The sequence below is a fragment of the Microbacterium sp. C5A9 genome (assembly GCF_022627955.1).
In the GTDB taxonomy this organism is placed as follows: domain Bacteria; phylum Actinomycetota; class Actinomycetes; order Actinomycetales; family Microbacteriaceae; genus Microbacterium.
Map to the genome: position 1 here is coordinate 40,591 of NZ_JABXGD010000005.1, position 24,616 is coordinate 65,206.

Below are 24,616 nucleotides of genomic sequence, written 5' to 3' on the forward strand. Positions count from 1 at the left end.
GGTGGCGGGTGGCCGCGCTGCCGCCCGCCGCCGGTCCCTCAGACCGAAAACCCTGACCGGAAGGAGCCCCCATGGCTCGCAAGACCTTCGAAGGATGGCTGCACGGCGAGTATTCCTCGCCCGTCGACGTGCCGGCATCCGATGTCGCACTCATCGTGATCGACATGCAGAACGCATTCCTCAAGGAGGAATACTCACTGGGCATCGCCGAGACGCAGGAGCCGTTCGCGGCGGCGCTGCCGGGCTCGGTGAAGCTGGTCGAGGCAGCTCGCGCAGCCGGCGTCCCGGTGATCTACACCCGCTTTGCGTATCTGCCGGGCAATGAGGATCAGCTCGACCCCGTCGGCAGGGCAGAGGGAACGACGCTCTCGCCCCGGCTGGTGGAGGGCACGATCGACATCGAGATCGTCGACGAGCTCGCTCCGATCGCCGGAGAGATCGTGCTCGACAAGTCGCGACCGAGCGCCTTCTACGGCACTCGTCTCGAGCCGTACCTGACCGCCCGCGGCATCCGCAGTGTCGTGATCTGCGGCGTGACGACGAACATCTGCGTCGAGACCACAGCCCGTGATGCGAGTCAGCGCGGGTACAAGACGTATGTGATCGAGGATGCCGTGGGCGAGGCAGAGCTGAGTCGGCACTGGCATGCGCTCTACACCGTCGAGTTCATCTTCGGAACGGTCGCCACCGTCGAAGACGTACAGCGGTCGTGGGACGTGCCGGTCACGGGAGTGCCCGGTTATCCGCTCAAGCGCGGCGAGAACGTCGCCGACCTCGCATGGCGCGAGGAGGTCACCGCATGAGTGCGGCGTCCTCTGATGAGAGTCACCCCGATGAGCAGCCCCTGGACGAGAGGAAGAGACCATTGAAGACCTTCGAGAGCTGGATGAACGGCACCGACGGTGAGCCGGTCGACGTCGCGGCGAACGACGTGGCGCTGATCGTGATCGACATGCAGAACGGGTTCATCCGTGAGGAGTATTCGCTGGGGATCGCCCCCACGCAGGATCCCTTCGCGATGGCGGTACCCGGATGCGTCGCGCTCGTGGAATCAGCGCGGACGGCGGGGGTGCCGGTGATCTATACGCGGGCGACGAACCTGTACGATCACGCCGATGCGCTTCCCCGTCGGGGGCGCGCCCTCAGTAAACCGGCTCCCGCCCGCCGCATGCACGAGCTCAGCGCCGACGTCGAGATCATCGACGAGCTCGCGCCTCTTCCCACCGAGTACGTCGTCGACAAGTCCCGCCCCGGCGCGATCTACGGCACACGACTGGAGCCGCTGCTGGTCGGGCTCGGCATCCGCAGCGTCGTGATCTGCGGCGTGACCACGAACATCTGCGTCGAGACGACGGCCCGCGAGGCGCACGCGCGCGGGTACGACACGTATGTGATCGCGGATGCGACGGGCGAGGCCGAGCCGAGCCGCTATTGGCACGCGCTCTACTCGATCGAGTTCCTGTTCGGCACCGTCGCGATGACCGAGGACGTGCAACGCTCGTGGGGCACAGAGGTCACCGGCGTGCCCGGATTCCCCCTCCAGCGTGCGAACGTGGGCTCAGCGGCGCTCGCCGCAGCCGTGTGACGTGAGCTCTCGGTATTCGGGGCCGGGCCGCCAGTCGGCCCGGCCCCCTGCTCCGCCCGGCGCCGCACGGCTGCGCGATCGCCGCCTCTGGGTGCAGATAGGCGTTCTCACCCTGGTGCAGTTCGTCGGCATGATGAGCGGCACGATCATCGCGACGGCACTGCCGGCGATCACGGCGGAGATCCACGGCACGACCCTGCACTACACGTGGATGTTCGTGACCACCGCGCTGGCATCCGCGGTGACGACCCCCTTGTGGGGGCGGTTGGGTGACATCTTCGACGCGAAGACCGTGCTGCAGTGGTCGCTCGGCTTCTACACCGCCGGTGCCCTGCTGTGCGGGCTCGCGCCGTCAGCGGATCTGCTGATCGCCGCCCGCGTCGTCCAGGGCATCGGCATCGGCGGCCATATAGCCCTCACCCAATCTCTCGCCGCGCGACTGGTCGTTCCGCGACTGCGAGCACAGGTCAACGGCGTCATGGCGGTCTCGCAGATCGTCGCGACGATCAGCGGGCCGCTCGTCGGCGCACTGCTGGTCGGGGTGCCGTTGGTGGGATGGCGTCTGTGCTTCCTGCTGGGCGTTCCCGTCGCGGTGATCGCGTCGATCGTCGTCCAGATCGTGTTGCCGCGAGCCACCGCACCCGCTGAGGGACGCGTCGACTATCTCGGCGCCGTGCTCCTCGTCATCGGGCTCACCGGCCTTCTCGGCTGGATATCCTTCGTCGGCGACGAGCTTCCGCTCTTGTCGGCCGCATCCGTGCTCTGGGTGTCGACGAGCGTGCTGGTTCTCGCCGTCGCCGCCTGGTGGGAGTGGCGCGCGATCGACGCCATCGTGCCGCTGCGAGCGCTCGCGGGGCGCGTGCCCGCGCTCGCGGCGGTCGCGAGCCTGTGCGTCGGGGTCTCGATGTTCGGCGGCACCATCTTCGTCACGCAGTACCTGCAGCTCGGCCGCGGTCTCGATGCGCTGACCGCAGGTGTGCTGCTCATGCCGATGGCTGTGGCGACCTTCATCTCTGCGCTCCTCATCGGACGGCTCAGCACGAGGACAGGTCGGATCCGCCGCTACCTGCTCGTCGGGGTGACCCTGGTCGTGCTCGGCAATGCGGCTCTGATCGTCCTCACCGCGACCACTCCGCTGTGGTGGGTGATCGCGGCGTCGTCGCTCATCGGTGCCGGGCTCGGGATGACGGTGACGAACCTCGTCCTGCTCGCGCAGAATGCCACGCGCATGCGCGACACCGGTGCAGTCAGCGGAACCATCATCTTCTGCCGGACCCTCGGTTCCACGGTCGGTCTCGCGGTGTTCGGCGCGATCGTCGCGAGTTTCGTGCCGGCCGTCGACGAGGTGGCGGCGGCCGCGCTCGGCAGTCTGTACGCCTCGGCATCTTCGTCGGTGTTCCTGGTGGCGACCGCGATCTCACTCGTCGGGCTGGTGGCCGTGATTCTGCTGCCCTCAGTCACGCTGCGATCGACCGCCGACCTGCCCGAGTCGGTCCCCGCGGTGGCCGCCTGAGGGCCTCGCCCTCAGCCCTGGCCGGGCTTGCCGAGCGTCGTGCCGGGCGGAAGCGAGGGGCAGGTGGCGTCCGCCGCGAGCGCGGCGACCTCGGCGCGGATCACGACGTCATCGCCTGCCTTCGACACCGTGTAGACGACGCCCTGCTGCGTTCCGTCGGCGGGGGAGTAGCCGACCGACGCTTCGTCGATGTCGGGGTTCTCGGGCATCTGCGGACCCCCGGTCGTGCCGACGAGGTCGGCTGTCGGATTCTCGTTCGGCCAGTTGACCGCCGACGCGACAGTCATGTCCGAGACGCTCCAGTAGCCCTCGAGCTGGACGACCGGCTGGCAGGGCCATCCTCATCAGGAGGGGGCTTCGCTGCATGGACCCACCCTATCCACGCGGCCGCGCGGCCTCGGCGGTCGCGAGCCGATGCGTGATGTCGGGGGCCGTCCCTACGATGGGCGCGTGAAGCTCCTCCTCCTGTCTCTGAATCCCGGCGCGATGCGGCCGTTCCTCGACGGTGTCGCCTCGGGGGCGCCGCTCCGCGTCGGCTACATCGACGACGCCCAGGTCGCGTATGCCGACGCGCCGTGGGTGCTCGCCGAGCGTCGGTCCATCGAGGCCCTCGGCCACGAGCTGGTCGACATCACGGCGCGTGATCTCACGGCGGCAGACTTCGCGGCGATGCTGTCCGCCGTCGACGCCGTCTACGTGGCGGGCGGCAGCACCTTCGCGCTGCTCGAAGCGCTCAGGGTCACCGGCAACGACGACATCCTCGCCGAGCGCGTACGCGGAGGGCTGCCGTACATCGGGTGCAGTGCGGGATCGATCATCGCGGGCCCCGACATCGCGCCCGCCTCGCTCATGGACGACCCCCGCGACGGACCGGCTCTGACCGACTTCGGGGGCCTGGGGCTGATCGGGCGCACCGTGATCCCGCACGCCGACGGGCTGCTGGCGCCCTATCCGCCGTCCCTGATCGAGGAGACCATCGCGACATACAGCGAGAGCCATGACCTGCTGCCGGTGCGCGACGATCAGGCGCTGCGGGTGGACGGCGATGAGGAGACGATGATCGCCTCGGCGCCGGCGGCCGGCGAGTAGACAGCACCCGCCTCACACGATCTCGAATGTCGCGACCGTCTCCTCGTCGTCGCACGCCTCTCCCACCCACAGGCGCACGGCGCCCGGCTCGACGCGCTTCACGCCGTCGAGACCCGTGAACGCGAGGCGGTCGATCGGCACCTCGAAATCGACCACCGTCTCGGTGCCCGGAGCGAGGGCGACCCGGCGGAAGTCGAGCAGCTGTGCCACCGGACGCGCCACGCTCCCGACCTCGTCGTGCGCATAGAGCTGCACGACGTCGGTCGCCTCGATCGAGCCGGTGTTGCGCACCCGCACGGTCGCCCGGAAGGTCTCGCCGGCGGCGACAGTCGCCGGAACGACGAGGTCGTCATGGGCGAACGTCGTGTAGCTGAGGCCGAAGCCGAACGGCCGTACCGGGGTGGGGTCGGCGCTCGTGACATCCGTCCGTCCGCCGAGCACCGGATGCAGATACGAATACGGCTGGGCACCGGCCGACCGCGGCAGGGAGACCGGGAGCCGGCCGGACGGTGCGACCCGCCCGCTCAGCAGCCCGGCGAGTGCGGGCGCTCCTTCCTCGCCGGGAAAGAACGTCTGCAGCACGGCGGCGGGAGTGCCCGCCGAGAGGGCGGACGCCGACGACTCCGCATCGACGGCCCCGAGCCCCGTCATCGTGCCGGCGGCCCCGGCCCGGGGCGGCAGAGCCCAGTCGAGCACATACGGGCGCCCGGTCATCGCGATCAGGACCACCGGCGTGCCCGACGCGACGACGGCTTCGACCAGTGCGCGCTGCACTCCAGGCAGCTCGAGGTCGTCGACGTCGTTGCCCTCGCCGACGGTGCCACGGCCGAAGAGACCGGCGCGGTCTCCCACGACGACGATCGCGACGTCGGCGCGGCCGGCGGCATCGACAGCCACGGGGATGCCGGAGCGGTCGTCGCCGTCGACATCGCATCCGGCGGTGACCGTGATCTCGGCCTGCGGGAGTTCCGCGCGCAGAGCGTCGACGACGGTCGGCAGCTCGATGCCCGCGGGTGTCTCGGGGTGGTGCGCGAGCACGTGGTTGACGAACGAATAGCAGCCCATCAGCGCCTCGGTGCTGTCGGCGTTCGGGCCGATCACCGCGATGCGCGTCGCCGCGGCCGGGGAGAGCGGCAGAAGACCGTCGTTGCTCAGCAGCACGACCGATTCCTCGGCGAGGCGCCGCGCGAGCGCACGGTGCTCGGCAGGGTCGAGGTCGATCGCGGTCGGTGGCGCGTCGAAGACGGCATCCAGCAGTCCGAGCTCCTCCTTCTGGGCGAGCACCCGTCCGACGGCCCGGTCGAGCACCTCGGGGTCGAGTCGTCCGTCGCGCACCTGCTCGGCGAGCGTCTGGAACGCATCCGGCGAGGGCAGCTCCACATCGATCCCCGCGGTGATCGCGAGCCGCGCGGCGTCGGCGGAGTCGGCGGCCACCCGCTGCATGCTCTGCAGGAAGTCCACCGAGAAGTAGTCCGACACCACGACCCCGTCGAAGCCCCAGCGCTCTCGCAGGACACCGTTGAGATAGCGCGGATCCGCGGCGAGCGGCACGCCGTCGATGTCGGTGTACGAGTTCATGACGCTGCGCGCTCCGCCCTCGCGCACCGCCATCTCGAAGGGCGGCAGCAGCACATCTTCGATCTCCCGCTGCCCGACGCTCACGGGAGCGTGGTTGCGGCCGGCCTTCGACGCGGAGTACCCGACGAAGTGCTTCAGGGTCGCATGCACGCCCTCGGACTGCAGGCCCCGCACATAGGCGGTGCCGATCCGACCGACGACCAGCGGATCCTCGGCGATGCACTCGTCGACCCGCCCCCACCGGGGGTCGCGGATGACGTCGAGCACCGGGGCGAGCCCCTGATGCACCCCGAGGGCGCGCATCGACGATCCGACCGCGCGACCGACCTCTTCGACCAGCTCGGGATCGAACGACGCGCCCCACGCGAGCGGGGTCGCGAAGGTCGCGGCCTTCCAGGCAGCCAGGCCCGTCAGGCACTCCTCGTGCACGATCGCCGGGATGCCGAGCCTGGTCTCGCGCTGCAGGCGCCGCTGCTCCGCCCACAGCCACGCCGCGCGCTCGACCGGGTCGACAGGGCGGGTCCCGTACACGCGCGTGAGATGGCCGATCCCGTGGGCGGATGCCTGCTCGTAGCGCGTCGAGCTCTTCTTCTCACCCGACATCGGGGCGACGACCTCGTCACCCTGATCGACCCAGAAGCCGACGAGCTGGGCCTGCTTCTCGTCCAGCGTCATCCGGTCGAGGAGCGCGCGTACCCGCGGGGAGAGGGGCGGGGAGGCGAGGGACTGCCGCATCGTGTTCTCTTTCTCGAATTCCTCGTCGGCCGGCCGCGTGCGGCGCGTCGGCTCAGCCCTTGACCGCACCGGTGAGCCCTCCGACGATGCGCCGCTCGAACAGGCTGAAGAAGATCAGCGCGGGGATCATCGACAGCGAGGTGAAGGCCAGCACCTTCGCGGTGTCGACCGAGTACTGCGAGGCGAAGGACTGCACTCCGAGCGGCAGCGTGTACGCAGCCTGGTCGTTGAGGATGAACAGCGGCAGAAGGTAGCCGTTCCAGCTGCCGATGAAAGCCAGGATGCCGGTCGTGATGACCCCCGGAAGGGAGAGCGGCAGCACCATGCGCCAGAAGAAGCCGAGGCGACTGCATCCGTCGATGAACGAGGCCTCCTGGATCTCGTCGGGGATCGCCCGCAGGAACGGCACGAGGATGATGATCGTCGTCGGCAGCGCGAACGCGATCTGCGGCAGGATCACCCCGCCGAGGGAGTTCATGAGGCCGAGGCTCCGCACCACGATGTACAGCGGGGTGATCGCGACGGTCAGCGGGAACATCAGCCCTGCGGCGAAGAACGCGTAGAGGACTCCCCGGCCGGCGAACCGGTAGCGGGCGAGCACGTACGCGGCCATCAGACCGAGCGCGACGGTGCCCACCGTCGTGGCGAGGGCGACGATGGTCGAGTTGCCCACCAGGCGCCAGAACACGTCGCCGGCGAGCACGTCGAGGTAGTTCGACGCCACCCAGGGCTGGGGGAAGCCCGCAGGGTCGGTCGTGATCTGGGCGTTCGTGCGGAATCCGCCCGTGATGATGTACGCGATCGGCGCCAGCATGAGCCCGACCGCGATCAGCGCGACGAAGTACACCGCGGGGTTGGCCCACGGCAGCCGCGGCTTCGCGGTGCGGCCGGGGCGGCCGGTGCGGTGGGGGCGCTGGGTGACGAGCACCGAGGTGGCGGTCATCGGACGAGCTCCTTCTGTGAGTCGGCGTCGATGCCGGTGTCGGCGACGGCATCCGCTGTCGCGCGCGAGCGTGCGGATCCCCGGCGGCGTGACGTGCCGGTCAGTGCACCGTCGGTGTCTCTGCGCAGCACCGCGCGCTGGTAGATCAGCGCGACCACGAGCGAGATCAGGAAGAGCACCACCGCGACCGCGTTGCCGTAGCCGTAGTTGCCGGCGTTGCGCCCCTCCGAGACCATGTACGTCGCCATGGTCGAGGTGCCGGCGGTCGAGGCGATGTACTGACCCCAGATGATGTACACGAGATCGAACAGCTGGAGCGAGCCGATGATCGACAGGAACGCCCAGATGCGCAGCGTCGGAGCCAGCAGCGGCAGCGTGATGCGCCACTGGATCTGCCAGTACGAGGCGCCGTCGATCGCCGCCGCCTCGTGCAGCTCCTCGGGAATGCCCTGCAGGCCGGCGAGGAACAGGATGACGGCGAAGCCGATGTACTTCCAGGTGATGATCGCCATCAGAGTCCAGATGGCGATGCCAGGGTCTGACAGCCAGTCGGTCGCGAGGAACCCCAGACCCATGTTCGTCAGCATCGCGTTGAGGGCGCCGTTGGTCTGGAGCATGAGGCTCCACCCCGTGCCCACGACGACCTCCGAGATCACATAGGGAACGAAGATCAGCACACGGATGAGCGACTGGCCGCGCATCCTGCGGTTCAGCAGCAGCGCCAGGAGGATCGCGATCGGGCCCTGCAGCACGAGCGAGAAGACCAGGATGAAGCCGTTGTGCGCGAGCGCATCGTGGAACAGCGGGTCCTGGAGGATCGTGAGGTAGTTCTTCAGTCCGACGAAGTCGGTGGGCGGGCCGTAGCCCTGCCAGCTGAAGAAGCCGTAGTACGCCGCCATCAGCACCGGGAAGATGACGAACGCGAGGAAGACGAGAAGGGCGGGTCCGGCCAGAAGGATCACTTCCAGCCGGACGCCCTTCTCACGCTTTCGCTGCGGCATCCTGCACAGCCTTGACGAGCTCTTCGGCCGAGCTGTTGCCCGCGAGCAGGTCGACCACGGCGACGTTCAGTGCGTTTCCGACGTTCTGCCCGTAGACCGTGTCGAGCCACTGCGTCGCATACGGGGCGTCGTTGTACGCGGCGAGGATGGTCTGCAGGTACGGCTCGGTCACGGCCTCCTGCGCCACGGTGTTCACCGGCGGGGCATTGAACGCCTTGTAGTACTCGGTCTGCACGGCGGAGGTGCCGAGGTAGTTCAGGAAGTCGACGCAGGCGTCGGGGGCATCGACCGAGCACGAGTAGCCGTCGACGCCGCCCATCATCGACCCGGGCTCGCCGTCGCCGCCCTCGATCTCGGGGAACGGGAACCAGCTGAGGTCGGCCAGCGGCTGCTGGTCGGGGGTGAGCGACCCGATGACACCGGGGTTCCACGCGCCCATGAGCTCCATGGCCGCCTGGTGGTTGGCGAGGAGTCCGGCCGAGCTGCCGGCGCCCTGCTGGGCGGAGGTCGTCAGGAACCCGGAGTTGAACGGCTCGGTCTCGGCGAACGCCTGCAGGTCTTCGCCGGCGCGCACCCAGCACTCGTCGCTGAAGTCCATATCGTCGGCGGCTGCGGCCAGGGTGTCGGCGCTGCACTCCCGCAGCGCGAGCCAGTAGTACCAGTGCGCCGCGGGCCAGGCATCCTTCGCACCGAGCGCGATCGGCTCGATTCCCGCCGCCTTCAGTGCGGTGTTCGCGGTCTCGAGCTCGTCGAGCGTGGTGGGGTTCTCGGTGATGCCGGCCTGGTCGAACAGGTCCTGGCTGTAGAAGAGTCCGCCGGGGAGCACGGCCACGGGCATGGCGTAGATCTTGCCGTCGAGGCTGTTGGCCGAGTACGCCGCATCCGGGATCTCGTCCTTCGCGCCGCCGGCGATCGCATCGGTGAGGTCCTTGAGCTGGCCGGCCTTGACCATCGCCGCCATCTTGCCGCCGCCGCGCTGCAGGAAGATGTCGGGGGCGTCGCCCGAGTTGAGCGCCGTCTGCAGCTTGCCGTCGAGGTCTTCATTCTGGATCGACTGGATCTCGATCGTGACGCCCTCGTTGTCCGCTTCGAAGTCGGCGACCGTCTTCTCCCAGAACTCGACCCCGGGGCCCGTCGTCGAGTTGTGCCAGAGCGTCATGGTGGTGTCGCCGTCGCCACCACCGCCGGAGGTGTCGCCGGTGCATCCTGAGAGGGCGAGCGCACCGACGGCCAGGACCGAGACCGCGGCGGCGAGGGGGAGCCTTCTGCTGTTCATGTGATCGTTCTCCTCATCGAGAGTTGCGCGCCGCGTCGATGCGGGCGTCTGCGGGGGCTGGGACGAGACCGCAGTGGGATGCAGTCTTCTGTCGCCGCCGACGATCGTCAAACGTTTTCGAAAACAGTTTCCGTCCCCGCGTCCGCAGAACTACGCTGGCGTCTCATGGGGAGTCGCACCACGATCCACGACGTCGCGCGAGCGGCGGGCGTCTCGGTGTCGACGGTCTCGAAGGCTGTCAACGGGCGGTACGGGATCGCGGATGCCACGGTGCAGCGCGTGCTCGACGCCGTCAAGGACCTCGGCTATGAGTCGAGCCTGGTCGCGAGCAGCATGCGCGCCCGGCGCACCGGTGTAATCGGCGTGCTCCTGGCCGACTTCGAGCCGTTCAGCGCCGAGATCCTCAAAGGGGTCGGCGCGGCCATGCACGACACGGGCTTCGACCTGCTGGCCTACGCGGGGTCGCATCACGGAGCGAGCGACGGGTGGGAGCGTCGGTCGCTCAGTCGGCTCTCCGGCACGCTGATCGACGCGGCGATCATGGTGACCCCGACGGTCGTGAACGCCGGCACCGAGATCCCCGTCGTCGCCGTCGACCCCCACACCGGGCGCGCCGATCTGCCCACGGTCGAATCCGACAGCTTCGGGGGAGCGCTCGCCGCCACCCGACACCTGATCGAACTGGGGCATCGGCGCATCGGCTTCCTCGCCGGCCGACCCGACCTGCGCTCGGCGGGGCTGCGGGATGCCGGCTACCGGCGAGCCCTCACCGACGCGGGCATCCCCGTCGACCCCGCGCTGATCGGCATCGGTCGCTACGAGCTCGAGGCGACCCGCGAGTCGGCACGGGTCATGCTCGGCGGCGACTCGCGCCCGACAGCCGTCTTCGCCGCGAACGATCTCTCCGCGATCGCCGTGGTCGACGTCGCGCATCAGCTCGGGCTGCGGGTGCCGGCCGACCTCTCGGTCGTGGGGTTCGACGACGTGCCCGAGGCGACCAGGCGCGCGCTGCCGCTGACCACCATCCAGCAGCCGATGCGTCGACTCGGGGCGGTGGCGGCCGACATGGTCGTCACGCTGCTCTCGGGCGGCGAGATCGACGAGATGAACGTGATCCTGCCGACGAGACTCATCGTGCGGGCTACGACGGCTGCCCCGCCCCGGTGACCGCGCGCACGTGCTGCCAGGCGGCATCGGCCAGCCTCTGCGAGAGACGCGCGAACTCGGCGAAGCTGCGCCCACCCGGCCAGTCGGCGGGGAGCATCGACGGCGGGAGGCCCGGGTCGATGTAGGGCAGCACGCGCCAGCTGTCGATTAGTCGCACATGAGCCGCGAACGGCTCGTCGGGCAGCGTGGTCAGTGCGCGCTGGAAGACCAGGTGCTCGTCGCGCAGCGCGTCGAGGTCCCACCACTCCGCGGCGGTCTCGGGCAGCGGGCGCGCCGTGACGGGTGTGCCGGCCGAGAACAGCGTCACCCAGGCGCGGGCGTCGAGATCGGCGACGATGTCGTGCACCTCGCTCTGCAGATGACCGGGGCAGATCCACAGCGCGGGCGACACGACCCCCGCGCCGATCCACTGCAGGCGGCGACGCAGCTGATGGCGCACGCTGCGGGCGCTCTCGGGGATCGAGAACGAGATGAGACACCAGCTGTCGACATCCGTCATCTCGCGCATCGCGAAGATGCGGCGATCTCCGCGTTCGAGCATCGTGACGGCGTCCGGGTTCAGCCGATAGCCGACCGCGTGCCGGCGCTCGGCGATCAGCAGCCCCTTCTGCTTGAGTCGGGTGATGCCGGTGCGCGCCTGCGCCGTCGGGATTCCGAGGTCGCCCGCGAGTGCCACCAGATCGGCCGCCGAGATCCATCCCCCGAGCGGGCGCAGATACAGCCCGATCAGGGTGCGCAGCAGGGAGGCGGTGCTGCCGGGCCGCGCATCGATGTCGTCGAGCACGGCGCCTGCGGTGTCGCCGGTGTCAGCGGTCATGCGACGCCAGCGCATCGCGCACCGCGAGCACCCCGGTGAGCGTCTCGACGTGCGAGGTGCTGAGGGGGGAGAGACCCAGGCGGATGCCGTCGGGGAAGCGGAAGTCGGGGATGATGCCGTCGGCCCACAGCCGCTGCGTCACCGCGCGGAACTCGGGGTGGCCGATCGTGACATGACCGCCGCGGAGCCGGGCGTCGCGGGGGCTGAGCAGCCGCACGTCGAGAGGCGCGAGCAGTGCGTCGTGGGCGCGCACGGCGAAGTCGGTGAGCGACGTGGCCTTCGCCCGGACCCCGTCGATGCCCGCCTGCTCGATCAGATCGAGCATCCCCTGCATCGCCAGCATCGAGGTCACCGGGGGCGTGCCGCTGAGGAGCTGACGGATGTCGCCCGCCGGCGCGTACTCCGGCCCCATCGCGAAGATGTCGGCGGCGCTCCACCAGCCCTGGATCGGCTGGCGCAGCACGCCCTGGTGCTCGCGCCGCAGGTACGCGAACGCAGGGGAGCCCGGGCCGCCGTTCAGGTACTTGTAGGTGCAGCCGACCGCCATGTCGACACCCCACTCGTCGAGCTGCATCGGGATGAGGCCGGCGGAGTGGCAGAGATCCCACATCATCAGCGCGCCGACCGCGTGCACGGCGTCGGTGATCGCGGGCATGTCCGCGAGCGCGCCGGATCGGTAGTCGACGTGGCTGAGAGAGACGAGCGCGGTCTTCTCGGAGATCGCGGCGACCACGTCGGCGACCTGCACCCCGTGCACCGGATCGGGTGCGATCCAGCGCACGGTCATGCCGGTCTCGGCGGCGACGCCCTCGGCCAGGAAGCGGTCGGTCGGGAAGTTGCCCGCCTCGATCACGAGCTCGGTGCGGGTCGGGTCGGCAGTCGCGGCAGCCCGCATCAGCTTGTAGATCAGGACGCTCGTGGAGTCGGCGACGACGGTCTGGCCGGCGGCGGCGCCGAGCGTGACGCGGCCGATGCGATCGCCGAGCTCCATCGGCAGCGCCATCCACTGCTCATCCCACGACCGGATCAGCCGGGTGCCCCAGTCGTCGCGCACGAAGGCGGCGATCTTCTCGGGGATGTCGCGCAGCGGACGGCCGAGCGAGTTGCCGTCGAGATACGCGCCGACGCCGGGTGCCTCCGCGAAGGCGTCGAGGTGCGCGCGCAGGGGGTCGGCGGCATCGAGGGCGCGCGCCGTCTCGAGGAGCGTGGCGGCGGTTGCGTCGGTGCGGGCGGTGTCGTTCGTGTCGGCGGAGTCGGTCATGTCATGCCTTCAGATCGGCGCTGGTCAGCGGGCGGGCGTGAGAGGGGTCGGGGCCGGTGCCAGGATCCGTGTCGGTACCGGGCAGCAGCAGGAGCAGGGATGCGCGATCGAGCGGATCCTGCGGGGCGAGCGCTCGCAGCAGGTCGGTGCCGGTGACGCCAGCGTCGCGCAGGGCGGCCAGCTCGGCCGGGTTCAGCCCGACCGGCGTGGGTCCGTTGCCCATGTCGGTGCCGTAGAGCACGGTGCCGCCGGCCGCGTGGAAGCGGCGGACGTTGTCGACGGCGGTGGAGCGGGTGCCGCCGTCGTGGATCGCGAGCGTCGAGATCCACGAGACGGAAGCCGCCTGGGCGGCGATCTCGGCATCGTCGAGACGCTCGGTGAAGGGCGCGTGAGCGAGGGATGCGGCGCCGAGCCCGGCCGCTCGCTGTGCCTGACCCGGGCCTTCGGCGTGGGCGACGACAGCGAGCTCCCGGGCCCTGCCGGCGTCCACGATCGCCCGGAACAGGTCGTCCGCGAAGACGGGACCGGCGGTGCTGTTGCTCGTGACCTTCAGGCAGGATGCTCCGGCATCCGCCATCTCGGCCACGGCGCGCTCGGCCGCCGCGGCGTCGGCGATCTCGCGGAACGAGCCCGCGGGCGCCCAGTCGCGGTCGCTCGGGTATCCGCCGACCGGGGCGAGGAACGCGCCGGCGAACTCCACGGCGACCACGGACGTCTTGGCGGTGCTCATCTCGGCCGTGCTCATCTCGGCCATGCTCATGACCGCCGCGAGCTCGGCGATCGTTGCCGGATTCGCGCCGAGGTCGATTACGCGACCGAGCGTCGACCGGTGCAGCAGCGCGTGGTCGACGAGCTGCAGGTGCACGTGGTGATCGGTGAACCCGCCGACGACGACACCGTCGAGTCGCGGCAGATCGGCGGCAGGGGCCTCGTCGCGCAGCAGCATCCGTCCGTCGACGAGCTCGATGACGCCGTCGCGCCATCCCTCGCCGTCGAAGAACGTCGCCGCGCGCATCAGCCGCCGATCTCGGTGCGCACGGTGTACAGCTCGGGGAAGAACGTGAGGTCGAGTGCGCGCTGCAGGAATCCGACTCCGCTCGAGCCGCCGGTGCCGACCTTCATGCCGATCGTGCGGGCGACGGTCTTCAGGTGGCGGAAGCGCCAGAACTGGAAGTTGTCCTCGAGGTCGACGAGGTCTTCACACGCCTCGTAGAGGTCCCAGTGCTGCTGGTGGTTCTGGTAGATCTCGCGGATCGCCGGCACGAGCGCGGGCGTCTCCCGGTAGGGGAGGCGCACGTCGCGGTCGAGGATCTCGGCCGGGATCGGCAGGCCGCGACGCGACGCATAGCGCAGGAACTCGTCGTAGAGGGTGGGGGTGTTCCACTCGGCGGTCAGCAGAGCGAGGTTCGCCGGGTGATCGCTGAAGACGCTGAGCATCTTCTCGTTCTTGTTGCCGAGGGCGAACTCGACGGCGCGGTACTGCACCGACTGGAAGCCCGAGGAGTTGCCGAGCGCACCGCGGAACTGCGCGTACTCGGTGGGGGTGAGCGTGGCGAGGATCGACCACTGCTGCGTCATCACGTCCTGGATGCGCTTGACGCGCGCGACCCGCTTCAGGGCCTCGCGCAGATCGTCGCTCGCGAGCAGTTCGCGGGCGGAGGACAGCTCATGCAGCAGCTGCTTGAGCCAGAGCTCGGTGGTCTGGTGCTGGATGATGAACAGCAGCTCGTCGTGGTGTTCGGGCACGCTGACCGGGTTCTGCGCGGTGAGCAGCTGGTCGAGCGACAGATACGACCCGTAGGTCATGCGTCCGGCCAGGTCGGTGACGATGCCGGCCTCGAGCTCGCGCTCGTTCTTCTCGGTGCTCATGGGTCGCTTCCTGTCGTGGGGGACAGGACGAACATATAACAATCGTGTCGAGCGTCACAATAGTGAAATGTTGCGGTGTGGAAGGGACGATCCGGCTCAGAGCCTCGGCGTGCGCGGGGGAGGCGTGCGGCGCTGGCCGGGCGCTCCGATCGCCTCGAAGCCGGCCGCGAGCCGCAGCAGCGTCGAGTCGTCGTAGGCGCGCCCCGCGAACGTCAGGCCGATCGGCATGCCGATGTCGGCCATCAGCCCCATCGGCACGGTGACGGTCGGGATGCCCAGGTGCCGCACGGTCAGGTTGCCGTTCGCGATCCAGGTGCCGTTGCGCCAGCCGAGGTCGGCGGACGCCTCGTTCACGTCCATGTCGGCGGGCCCCACATCGGCGACGGCCGGGAAGACGACGGCGTCGAGCTCGTGCGCGTCCATCCACTCCTCGAGGTCGACGCGACGGGTCTCCTCGAGTCCGCGCAGGCCGTCGGGGAGCTCGGGCATGTCCTCGAATCCGACGCCCGGGTTGTCGCGCACCCAGCCCGGGTACTCGGCGATGTCGTCGTCGAAGCCCGTGTAGCGGTCGGGGAGTGCGCCGTCGGGATGCGGGAAGATCGTCGCCCCGTCGACCGCGGCGAGGGTGTTCAGCCGCGGGTCGCCGTTCGCCTGCAGGAAGTCCTCCCACCCCCACGCCGACAGGTCGACGATCTCGCGGTGCAGGTACTCGGGCGACACGAGTCCGCGGGTCGCGATGGTGGGTGCGCCCGGGCGGTCGCCCTCGTAGTTCGACACCACGGGGAAGTCGACCTCGACCACCGTCGCGCCGGCGGCCTCGAGGTCTCGGCGCGCAGCTTCCCAGCGGGCGATCACCGAGGCGCGCGTCTCGATGCGCTGGCCGGTCGGGCCGCCGATGCCGGGGTCCTCGGCTGTGCCGGCCTCCGGATCGGCGTTGATGTACAGGCGCGGGATGCCGATGCGCGCGCCGCGGAGAGCGAAACCCGCGTCGTCGAGCAGCGCCCGATACGACTCGGGGCGCACCTCGGACGCCGACGGCAGCGTCACCCACGGCTGCGCGCGCCAGAAGTCGCCGCGCACCTCGGGGTCGTCGGCGACGATCACGTCGAGCACCTCGACCAGGTCGGCCATCGAGCGGGTGTGCGGCACGACGACATCCATCGTCGGGACGAGCGGCCAGTTGCCGCGGGTCGAGATCACACCGCGCGAGGGCGTGTAGGCGCACAGCGCGTTGTTCGTGGCGGGACCCCGCCCGCTCGACCACGTCTCCTCGCCCAGCCCGAAGGCGGCGAAGCTCGCGGCGGTCGCCGTGCCCGAGCCGTTCGACGACCCGGAGGCGAAGGGGGCGGTGAGGTAGTCGGCGTTGTAGGGGCTCTCGGCGCGGCCATAGACACCGCGCTGCATGCCGCCGTTGGCCATCGGAGGCATGTTCGTCAGGCCCAGGCAGATCGCCCCACCCGCACGCAGCCGTTCGATCGTGAAGGCGTCGCGCTGCGCGATGAGGTCGGCGAAGGCGGGGCTGCCGGCGGCGGCCGTGAGTCCGCGCACCAGGTAGCTGTCCTTCGCGGTGTACGGGATGCCGTCGAGCGGCCCGAGCGTCTCGCCGCGCGCGCGACGGGCATCTGATGCCTCCGCCTCCGCGCGGGCCTCCGGATTCGACACCACGACCGCGTTCAGTGCCGTCTCGGTGTCGGCGCGGTCGTAGGCGGCGATGCGAGCGAGGTACGCATCGACGAGCCCGACCGCCGTGGCTGCGCCGGTCTCGAGCGCTCGCCGCAGGTCGGCGATGGATGCCTCGACGACGTCGATCACGAGTGCACCGCCACGCTCGGCTGCTGCTGGGTGATGCAGTGGATGCCGCCGCCGCGGTCGAACAGCGGGCGTGCATCGACCGTGACCACGCGGCGACCGGGATAGACGTCGGCGAGGATGTCCCGGGCCGCGGCATCCGCCCGCTCGTCTCCGAACCCGCACGCGACCACGCCGTCGTTCGTCACGAGGTGGTTGACGTAGCTCCAGTCGACGAATCCCTCGGCGTCGCGCAGGGTCGCGGGTGCGGGCAGGTCGATGATGTCGAAGCGGCGGCCCGCGGCATCCGTCTGCTCGGCGAGGTGCGCCCGCAGTTCGCGCGTCACGGCGTGATCGGGGTGCTCGGGATCCTGCTGATCGTGCAGCAGCAGGCGCCCGGGGGACACGAGGGTGGCGACGATGTCGACGTGTCCGTTCGTGCCGAAGTCGTCGTAGTCGCGCGTGAGCCCACGGGGCAGCCAGACGGCCTTCGTGGCGCCGATCGTGCGGGCCATCTCGGCCTCGACCCGCTGCCTGTCGGCGAAGGGGTTGCGCCGCGGGTCGAGCTGCACGGTGTCGGTGAGCAGCACGGTGCCCTCGCCGTCGACGTGGATGCCGCCACCCTCGTTGACGAGCGTCGAGCTCACGAGCTCGGCACCCACGGCGCCCGCGATGATGCGCGCGTGCTGAGCCGCCTTCTGCCACTGCGCCCAGGCCGGTGCGCCCCAGCCGTTGAAGATCCAGTCGACCGCTCCGAGCACACCGGGGCGCTCGTCGTCGATCACGAAGGTCGGGCCCGAATCGCGCATCCAGAACTCGTCGACGGGCGCCTCGACGATGTCGATCGCCCCGGTCAGCATGCGTCGGGCGCGCGTGATCTCTGCGGGGTCGACGATCATCGTGACGGGCTCGAACTCGGCGACCGCGTGGGCCACGGCGGCCCAGGTGGCGTAGCCCTCGTCGCGCTCGGCGGCGGTCTCGCCGAGGGTCGGCCCCTCGGCGGGGAACGCCATCCAGGTGCGGTCGTGCGGTGCGGTCTCGGCGGGCATGTGCCAGGCCATGATTGTCTCCCTCGCTGCTCGCGACCTCACGGATGAGGATTCGTGATCGCTATTGAACACGTGTCCAACGAGTGCTACGGTAGCCCGTGATGGAGAACACGTCAAGAGCCGCAGCGCCTCGCCGGCTGCCCCCGGAAGAGCGCGAGCGCTCGATCCTCCGCGGTGCGGTCACGCTGGCGACCGAGAGCGGTCTCGAAGCCCTCACGGTGCGGGCGATCGCCGCGCGCGTCGGCGTCACCCCTGCTCTCGTCGCGCATTACCGTCCCGTGATGGAGTCGTTCGTCGCCGAGGTGTTCACCACCATCGTCGCGGCCGAGCGTGACGAGGTCATCGCGTCGTACGACCCCGGCGTCGACCTGCGCACGAACCTGCTGCGCCTGATCGAGACGCTGCTCGACGACTCGCGTGACGACGTGGCGATGGTGTGGGTGCAGTCGTGGGCGCTGGGTGCGCGCAACGAGGCGCTCGGCGCGCGGGTCCGTGCCGAGATGGACCTGTGGCACAGCGCCCTCGAAGACCTCATCGCCCGCGCGATCGCCGAGGACCCGGCGCTGCACGGCCGCCCCGAGGCGCCGATCGACCCCGCCTCCTCGGCATGGATGCTGCTCGCCATGGTCGACGGCATGAGCGCGCACTCGCTCGTGCACTGGGCGCCGCGCGATCGGGCCGATCTCGCCCGCCGCACTCTCTCGGCCGTGCTCGACGTCCCCGTCGAGGCCGCGCCCACGCCCACACAGCTCGCAGGAACCCACAGGTAAGGACAGCTCATGGGAGCAGAACGCATGCACGCGGCATCGGCCGAATCGACGGCGATCGTCGATGCCGTGCTCGACTACTCGCGACGACGGATGCTCGCCGCCGACGTGCCGCTCGACAAACCCCAGTCGCCCGCCGAGCTCAACCGGCTGGTCGGCACCACGATCACGGATTCCGGGCTCGGATCGCAGCGCGCCCTGAGCGTCTTCGAGCACATCCTCGCCCCCGCGTGCCTGACGACGAGCCATCCGTCGTACCTGTCGTTCATCCCCACCGCGCCGACGATCGCCTCGATCGCGTTCGACCTCGTCGTGTCGGCATCGGGGCTCTATGGCGGCAGCTGGCTCGAAGGAGCAGGCGCCGTCCACGCCGAGAACGAGGTGCTCTCGTTCCTCGCGTCCGAGTTCGGCCTCCCCGACACGGCCGGGGGAGTGTTCGTGCAGGGCGGCACGATCGGCAACCTCTCGGCGCTGGTCGCGGCCCGCGAGTCGGCGAAGGCGAAGCTGCTCGAGGCGGGCAAGGATCTCCCGCGGCGCTGGAAGATCGTGTGCAGCGTCGAGGCGCACTCGTCGAACAAGTCGGCCGCGAAGGTCATGGATGCCGATGTGCTGCTCGTGCCCGCCGGTGACGACGGCGTGCTGCGCGCAGATGCCGTGCGTGAGGCGCTGCGCGAGCACGGCGACGAGATCTGCGCGGTCGTGGCGACCGGCGGATCGACGAACTTCGGCATCGTCGACGACATCGCGGGCATCGCCGCGCTCAAGGACGAGTTCGACTTCTGGCTGCACATCGACGGTGCCTACGGGCTCACCGCGATGCTGGCTCCCGAGGCGCGCGCGATCTTCTCCGGCGTCGAGCGCGCGGACTCGGTGATCGTCGATCCGCACAAATGGCTGTTCGCGCCGTTCGACTGCTGTGCGCTCATCTACCGCGACCCCGATGCGGGCCGCCGCGCGCACACGCAGCACGCCGAATACCTCGACACCCTCACCGACGCGGGCGACTTCAGCCCGTCGGACTACTCGATCCAGCTCACGCGACGCCCGCGCGGGCTACCGCTGTGGTTCTCGCTCGCGACCTACGGGGTGACGGCCTACCGCGACGCCGTGAGCGCGACGCTCGCCCTCACCCGGCGGATCGCCGCCGAGATCGCCGACCGTCCCGAACTGCGCCTCGTGCGCGACCCGCAGCTGTCGGTCGTGGTGTTCGAGCGCGAGGGGTGGCAGCGCGAGGACTACGACCGCTGGTCCGACGAGCTGCTCGACTCGCAGCGCGCGTTCGTCGTGCCGAGCTCGCACCGGGGGCGACCGAACACGCGCTTCGCGATCCTCAACCCGCTCACGACCTTCGACGACCTCGTCGGCATCCTCGACACCATGCGCTGAGCTGAGCTGAGCTGAGCTGAGCTGAGCTGAGCTGAGCTGCCCGCCGGCTGAGCGCGCTCAGCGCGTCGTGTGCGCGTTCACGTCGTGTGCGCGTTCACGTCGTGTGCGCGTTCACGAAGTCGATCGTCTTCTGCAGCGCGGTCTGCGCGTCGGGCATGTCCAGATGGAACTGGTACTCATGCGGCAGCGCCGGCTCATGCGGCGCCGGCCAGAAGAGCGTGGTGACGTCTACGCCGAGCTCGTCCAGCCGCTTCGCCATCGGAATGGACTGCAGCCAGGTGAGCCCATCGCCGTTGCCGCCCGAGATGTAGGTCGGCGGGAAGTCGGCCGTCACCCAGTCGATCGTCGACATCGTCGCGCCGGTCGAGTCCTCGGCCCACGTCTTGGTGCCCGAGTACGCCCACATCGAGGTCTTGAGGCCCCAGCCGACCACCCCGTCGAGGGCGGCGAGGGCCGCGAGGTCGTAGACGCCGCAGTTGAGCACGGTCGCCACCACCTGGTCATCCCTCAGCGCGGGGGTGATGCCCATGATGTCGGCGTAGTCGGCACTCGTCATCAGCGTCGCCATCTGACTGGCGAGCTGGCCACCGGCGGAATCGCCCGCGAGCACGATCCGGTCGGGGTCGACGCCCAGCTCGTCGGCATGCGCATCGATGTAGGCGAGTGCGTCGTTGAGCTGATGCACCGCGAGCGGATACACGCCCTCCGGGCCGATCGTGTAGTTCACCGCGATGGTCGTGAACCCCTCGGCCGCGAGGATGCGCATGTACGGGTCGACGTTCTCCTTCGCCCCCGAGATCCAGGCGCCGCCGTGGATCCAGACCACCGTCGGGAGGGGGCCGGTGGCGGATGCCGGTGAGAAGACGTCCATCGTGGTGTCGGCGCCGCCGTCGGCGTAGGCGACATCGAGCTGCTCGGTGAGCGCCGTGTCGGGCACATGCTTGTCCATCTCGGCGGCGGTCTCGTCGCCGCCCTTCGTGAACACCGCGCGGATCAGCATGGCGGAGGGCCACGGTGTGAGCGCGCCGACGAGGGCGATCACGGCGGTGACGGCGACGATGAGGCCGAGCGCGACCTTCGTGCGGTGCCACGGACGACGAATCCTCAGCGGACGGGCGGTCTCGCCCTCGGGCGCACTCGTGGTCATGGAAACCCCTCTCCGCGCCTCATCCTGGCAGCATTCCGGTGACTCCGGCGGGAGGCAGGCACCACCTGGCCTCTGCGCGACATCACGATCGCCTACGGTGAAACACGAGGGCTCGACACCGTCGTGTTCGCCCGATCATCCCCTGGAGCTTCTGATGTCCTCGTCCGCGCGCCCGCAACCCGCCTCGCTGTGACGACCGTCGGGGAGGTCTTCCGCGAGGGGGTCTGGGGCCGGGGACGCCGGGCGCGCTCCACGCTCTCGATCGTCGGATTCTGCGGTCATCAGCTGGCCGAGGTGATGGTCCCCGTCGCGGTCGGAGTGGTGATCGATCGCGCGATCGCGCCCGGAGACCCGGTGGCTCTGGGGTGGGCGCTGGCCTTCCTCGTCGTGGTCTTCGCGGTGCTGATCTGCTCGTGGCAGGTGGGCGGCAGGGCCGGCACCAAGGCCTACGCGCAGGGTGAGCACGCGCTGCGTCAGGGCATCCTCGGACTCGCGCTGCGCCGGCGCACCCGACGCCCGGCCGGCGAGGTGCTGACCATCTCGTCGTCGGATGCGGGCGAGACGGCGGGCTTCTTCTGGGTCATCGCCGAGCAGGCGGCCGCGGCGACCGCGGTGCTCACCGCCTGCATCACGCTGCTCGTGATCGCCTGGCCGCTGGCGATCGCGGTCGTGATCGGCACACTGGTGCAGGCGCTCGTCGTCAACGCGGTCAGCGGAGGGCTGCGGCGCCGCGGCTATGAGGCGCAGAAGCGGGCGGCGAAGCTCGATGCCGTGAGCACCGACTTCGCCACCGGGCTCCGGGTTCTCGGCGCGCTCGGCGGCGCATCGCGTGCGGCCGATCGCTACGTCACCGAGAGCGCCGTCGCCGCCGAGGCCGCCTATCGCGCCGAGAAGGCGGCCGCCGGGCTCACCGCGCTGAACATCCTCGTCAGCGGACTCGTGTTCACCGGCATCGCGGTGCTCGGCGGGCGTCTCGCGCTCGACGGCGTGATCACGATCGGCGGTTTCGTGACGGCGATGGGCCTCGCCCAGACGATCCGGGGCCCGCTGCAGGCGCTCGGCTACCTGCCGGCGCAGATCGCGTCGAAGCACGGCTCGGCGACCCGCATCGCGGAGTTCACCGCCGAGGCCGGCGCGGCGACGGATGCTCTCGCCGGGCCGGCCCCGACGCTCCCCGCCGCCGAGCCGATCCCCGCCACCCCGACGAACCCTGCCGCCCCGACGAACCCTGCCGCCCCGACGAACCCTGCCACCCCGACGGACCCTGCGGACATCGTCGCCCGCCTCACCGTCGACGGAGAGCCGCTCGAGATCCCCGCAGGCCGCGTCACCGGCATCCGCGCGGATCCCGAGCGCATCGTCGATCTCGCCCGCCTGTTCGGCGGGCTGCGCGAACCCGCGCCCGGAGAGCTCGTGATCGGCGAGCGCGACGCCGTGAATCTGGGGCACGAAGGGCTCCGAGCCGAGGTCTTCGCACCGCCGCACGATGCGGCCGTGTTCACCGGATCGGCCGCCGAGAACATCGCGGCGGAGATCGACCACGCCCGTCTCGCGGCATCCGCGTTCGACGAGGTCATCGAGCGACTGCCCGACGGTCTCGACGAGAAGGTGGGGGAGCGGGGTCTGCGGCTGTCGGGAGGTCAGCGTCAGCGCCTCCTGCTCGCGCGCGCCCTGCACCAGCCGCAGCGACTGGTCGTGCTGCACGAGCCGACGACCGCGATCGATCCGATCACCGAGGCGCAGGTCGCCGCCGGTCTGGCCGCCGAGGGGCGGACGATCGTGCTCCTCACCGATCGTGCGTCGCTGCTGTCGAGCTGCCATCGCGTGCACGATCTCCGGGGAGCCGACGCATGACCGACGACAGGCTCCCGATCGCCCCGCGTCGTGAGACGGCACGGGGACTCGCCGCCGCCCTCGGTCGCCGACGCGGACTCTGCGTCGCCGCCGTCGTGACGCTGTGCGCGGGTGTCGGCGCCGCGCTCCTGGCCCCCTGGATCATCGGGCTGATGGTCGACGACATCGTCTCGGGTGGGGCTGCACTGCTGCCGTTCGGGCTCGCACTGGCGGGGTCGATCGCGGTCGGCGCCGTGCTGACCTGGGCGGGCAGGGTGCTTCTCGCCCGGCTCGGTCAGGGGACCGTGCGCGACGTGCGCGAGCACGCTTTCCGCACCGCGCTCGCACAGCCCTCCGCCCGCATCGAACGGGCAGGGACGGGAGACCTCGTGGCCCGGCTCTCGGGTGACGTCCGGGCCGTGGGGCAGGTCGTGGAAGATGCTCTGCCCGCCTTCCTCACCGCGTTCTTCAGCATCGTGCTGAGCCTGCTCGGCATGGGGCTGATGGACTGGCGCTTCGCGCTCGCCGCCCTGCTCGTCGCGCCCATCCAGTACTTCTCGCTGCGCTGGTTCCTGCGCCGCTCGGCGCCGGTCTACCGCGACCACAGGGTCGTGGTCGCCGAGCGCGGTCAGCGCACGATCGAGGCCGTGCGCGGAGTCGACACGGTGCGTGCCCTGCGCACCGAGGAGCAGCACCTCGCGCGGATCGCGGAATCGAGCGAAGACGCCATCGCGCTCGAGGTGCGGGCGACCCGCGTGCGCAACGACTTCAACGTGTTCCTCAACGGCGCCGAGCTCGTCGGCCTCGCCGCGGTGCTCACGGTCGGCTACCTGCTCGTCACCGGCGGCGAGGTCGAACTGGGGGCCGCGACCGCGGCGGCACTGTACTTCCTCGGACTCTTCGGTCCGATGGGCAGCCTGCTCTACCGGATCGACGACCTGCAGGATGCCGGGGCCAGCCTCGCGCGCCTGTTCGGCGTGATCGGACTGCCGACTCCGCCCGAGCGCGAGGGCGCGCGCCGGTCCGCGGGTGCGCGCCGGTCCGAGGGTGCGGAGGGTGCGGATGCCGCGGGGCGCGGGGTGCTGCCGGGGACGATCGAGGTCGACGGGCTGAGCTTCGGCCACCGCGCCGATCGGCGCGACCTCGACGCGGTGTCGCTCTCGATCGCTCCGGGCGAGCGGATCGCGATCGTGGGCGCGAGCGGGGCGGGCAAGACGACGCTCGCCCGCGTGCTCGCCGGCGCGCTGCCGGTCGATGACGGAGAGGTGCGGCACGACGGGGTCGACATCGAGCAGTGGCATCCGCACGATCTTCGCGACGCCGTGGTGATGCTCAGTCAGGAGCCCCACGTCTTCGCGGGCACCGTGCGCGACGACCTGGCCCTCTTCAGCGATGCCGACGATGCGCGGATGCGGGCCGTGATCGCGCAGCTCGGCGCCGACTGGATGCTCCGCCTCCCCGACGGCCTCGACACCGAGATCGGTGAGGCAGGGCACCCGCTCACACCCGGGCAGGCCCAGCACCTCGCCCTCGTGCGGGTGGCGCTGTCGGCGGCATCCGTCGTGATCCTCGACGAGGCGACGGCCGAGGCGGGGTCGGCGGACTCGGAGGTGCTCGACCTCGCATCGCTGGGGGCGATCGGCGATCGCACCGGCATCGTGATCGCGCACCGGCTGAGTCAGGCGGCCACCGCCGACCGGATCCTCGTGATGAGAGACGGGCGCATCGTGCAGTCGGGATCGCACGCCGAACTCGTGGCGACGCCCGGCCCCTACGCCGAGCTGTGGGAGGCCTGGACGGCCTGGTGAGGCC

Annotated in this window: 21 protein-coding genes; 9 read left to right on the forward strand and 12 right to left on the reverse strand. The window is 70.4% G+C overall.

All coding sequences use genetic code 11. From position 1 onward, the window contains the following. Positions 1-71 precede the first annotated feature (71 nt). The 3 genes from HWD99_RS10485 (at position 72) to HWD99_RS10495 (ending at position 3,098) form a co-directional block, all read left to right on the forward strand. Complete coding sequence (locus tag HWD99_RS10485) at positions 72-803, forward strand: cysteine hydrolase family protein (protein WP_241796195.1); 732 nt, start codon at positions 72-74, stop codon at positions 801-803. A 62-nt stretch (positions 804-865) separates the two neighbouring features. Beyond that, positions 866-1,585: a cysteine hydrolase family protein gene (locus HWD99_RS10490; protein ID WP_241796196.1), complete on the forward strand. Its 720-nt coding sequence runs from the start codon at positions 866-868 to the stop codon at positions 1,583-1,585. Between the two features lies 1 nt (position 1,586). Then, complete coding sequence (locus HWD99_RS10495; RefSeq protein WP_241796197.1) at positions 1,587-3,098, forward strand: MFS transporter; 1,512 nt, start codon at positions 1,587-1,589, stop codon at positions 3,096-3,098. Between the two features lie 11 nt (positions 3,099-3,109). Here the strand turns inward: HWD99_RS10495 and HWD99_RS10500 are convergent, their stop codons facing one another. Continuing rightward, complete coding sequence (locus HWD99_RS10500) at positions 3,110-3,385, reverse strand: hypothetical protein (protein WP_241796198.1); 276 nt, start codon at positions 3,383-3,385, stop codon at positions 3,110-3,112. 163 nt (positions 3,386-3,548) lie between these two features. Here HWD99_RS10500 and HWD99_RS10505 point away from each other — a divergent pair, with 163 nt between their 5' ends. Then, complete coding sequence (locus tag HWD99_RS10505; RefSeq protein ID WP_241796199.1) at positions 3,549-4,187, forward strand: Type 1 glutamine amidotransferase-like domain-containing protein; 639 nt, start codon at positions 3,549-3,551, stop codon at positions 4,185-4,187. 12 nt (positions 4,188-4,199) lie between these two features. On the opposite strand, the gene HWD99_RS10510 is transcribed toward HWD99_RS10505, so the two are convergent. The 4 genes from HWD99_RS10510 to HWD99_RS10525 are packed head-to-tail and all read right to left on the reverse strand — an operon-like array spanning position 4,200 to position 9,720. Next, complete coding sequence (locus tag HWD99_RS10510) at positions 4,200-6,500, reverse strand: beta-glucosidase (protein ID WP_241796200.1); 2,301 nt, start codon at positions 6,498-6,500, stop codon at positions 4,200-4,202. A 52-nt stretch (positions 6,501-6,552) separates the two neighbouring features. After that, positions 6,553-7,443, reverse strand: a complete 891-nt coding sequence (locus HWD99_RS10515) for a carbohydrate ABC transporter permease (RefSeq protein WP_241796201.1) — start codon at positions 7,441-7,443, stop codon at positions 6,553-6,555. Beyond that, complete coding sequence (locus HWD99_RS10520) at positions 7,440-8,444, reverse strand: carbohydrate ABC transporter permease (protein ID WP_241796202.1); 1,005 nt, start codon at positions 8,442-8,444, stop codon at positions 7,440-7,442. Before HWD99_RS10520 ends, HWD99_RS10515 begins: the two co-directional genes overlap by 4 nt. Next, positions 8,425-9,720 (reverse strand): extracellular solute-binding protein, encoded by a 1,296-nt coding sequence (locus tag HWD99_RS10525; protein ID WP_241796203.1) that lies wholly within the window; start codon positions 9,718-9,720, stop codon positions 8,425-8,427. Before HWD99_RS10525 ends, HWD99_RS10520 begins: the two co-directional genes overlap by 20 nt. Positions 9,721-9,885: 165 nt before the next feature. Here HWD99_RS10525 and HWD99_RS10530 point away from each other — a divergent pair, with 165 nt between their 5' ends. Then, the gene (locus HWD99_RS10530) at positions 9,886-10,887 is read left to right on the forward strand and encodes a LacI family DNA-binding transcriptional regulator (RefSeq protein WP_241796204.1); all 1,002 of its coding nucleotides are present in this window, start codon (positions 9,886-9,888) and stop codon (positions 10,885-10,887) included. Here the strand turns inward: HWD99_RS10530 and HWD99_RS10535 are convergent. The 6 genes from HWD99_RS10535 to HWD99_RS10560 form a co-directional block, all read right to left on the reverse strand. After that, on the reverse strand, positions 10,862-11,704 hold the full coding sequence (locus tag HWD99_RS10535) for a PaaX family transcriptional regulator C-terminal domain-containing protein (protein ID WP_241796205.1): 843 nt from the start codon (positions 11,702-11,704) through the stop codon (positions 10,862-10,864). The genes HWD99_RS10530 and HWD99_RS10535 overlap by 26 nt on opposite strands. Further along, complete coding sequence (locus HWD99_RS10540; protein ID WP_241796206.1) at positions 11,694-12,965, reverse strand: kynureninase; 1,272 nt, start codon at positions 12,963-12,965, stop codon at positions 11,694-11,696. The genes HWD99_RS10535 and HWD99_RS10540 overlap by 11 nt, the downstream gene beginning before the upstream one ends. Before the next feature lies 1 nt (position 12,966). Beyond that, a complete protein-coding gene (locus HWD99_RS10545) occupies positions 12,967-13,980 on the reverse strand; it encodes a hydrolase (RefSeq protein ID WP_241796207.1) in 1,014 nt (337 codons plus the stop codon). Beyond that, complete coding sequence (locus HWD99_RS10550) at positions 13,980-14,834, reverse strand: tryptophan 2,3-dioxygenase (RefSeq protein WP_241796208.1); 855 nt, start codon at positions 14,832-14,834, stop codon at positions 13,980-13,982. The genes HWD99_RS10545 and HWD99_RS10550 overlap by 1 nt, the downstream gene beginning before the upstream one ends. Before the next feature lie 96 nt (positions 14,835-14,930). After that, the gene (locus HWD99_RS10555; protein ID WP_241796209.1) at positions 14,931-16,646 is read right to left on the reverse strand and encodes an amidase; all 1,716 of its coding nucleotides are present in this window, start codon (positions 16,644-16,646) and stop codon (positions 14,931-14,933) included. Continuing rightward, entirely contained in the window at positions 16,643-17,683 is a 1,041-nt protein-coding gene (locus tag HWD99_RS10560; RefSeq protein WP_241796210.1) for an agmatine/peptidylarginine deiminase, read from the reverse strand. The genes HWD99_RS10555 and HWD99_RS10560 overlap by 4 nt, the downstream gene beginning before the upstream one ends. An 89-nt stretch (positions 17,684-17,772) precedes the next feature. Between HWD99_RS10560 and HWD99_RS10565 the strand changes: the two genes are divergently transcribed. Together HWD99_RS10565 and HWD99_RS10570 are read left to right on the forward strand one after the other, a co-directional pair. After that, positions 17,773-18,441: a TetR/AcrR family transcriptional regulator gene (locus HWD99_RS10565; protein ID WP_241796211.1), complete on the forward strand. Its 669-nt coding sequence runs from the start codon at positions 17,773-17,775 to the stop codon at positions 18,439-18,441. A gap of 9 nt (positions 18,442-18,450) precedes the next feature. Continuing rightward, positions 18,451-19,824 carry an aminotransferase class V-fold PLP-dependent enzyme gene (locus HWD99_RS10570; protein ID WP_241796212.1) on the forward strand — a complete coding sequence of 458 codons (1,374 nt, stop codon included), beginning with the start codon at positions 18,451-18,453 and terminating at the stop codon, positions 19,822-19,824. A gap of 94 nt (positions 19,825-19,918) precedes the next feature. Here HWD99_RS10570 and HWD99_RS10575 read toward each other — a convergent pair whose 3' ends face one another. Next, positions 19,919-20,971, reverse strand: coding sequence for an alpha/beta hydrolase (locus HWD99_RS10575; RefSeq protein ID WP_241796213.1), 1,053 nt, complete (start codon positions 20,969-20,971; stop codon positions 19,919-19,921). A gap of 189 nt (positions 20,972-21,160) precedes the next feature. Between HWD99_RS10575 and HWD99_RS10580 the strand changes: the two genes are divergently transcribed. After that, the gene (locus HWD99_RS10580; RefSeq protein WP_241796214.1) at positions 21,161-22,825 is read left to right on the forward strand and encodes an ABC transporter ATP-binding protein; all 1,665 of its coding nucleotides are present in this window, start codon (positions 21,161-21,163) and stop codon (positions 22,823-22,825) included. After that, positions 22,822-24,612, forward strand: coding sequence for an ABC transporter ATP-binding protein (locus HWD99_RS10585; protein WP_241796215.1), 1,791 nt, complete (start codon positions 22,822-22,824; stop codon positions 24,610-24,612). The genes HWD99_RS10580 and HWD99_RS10585 overlap by 4 nt, the downstream gene beginning before the upstream one ends. Positions 24,613-24,616 lie beyond the last annotated feature (4 nt).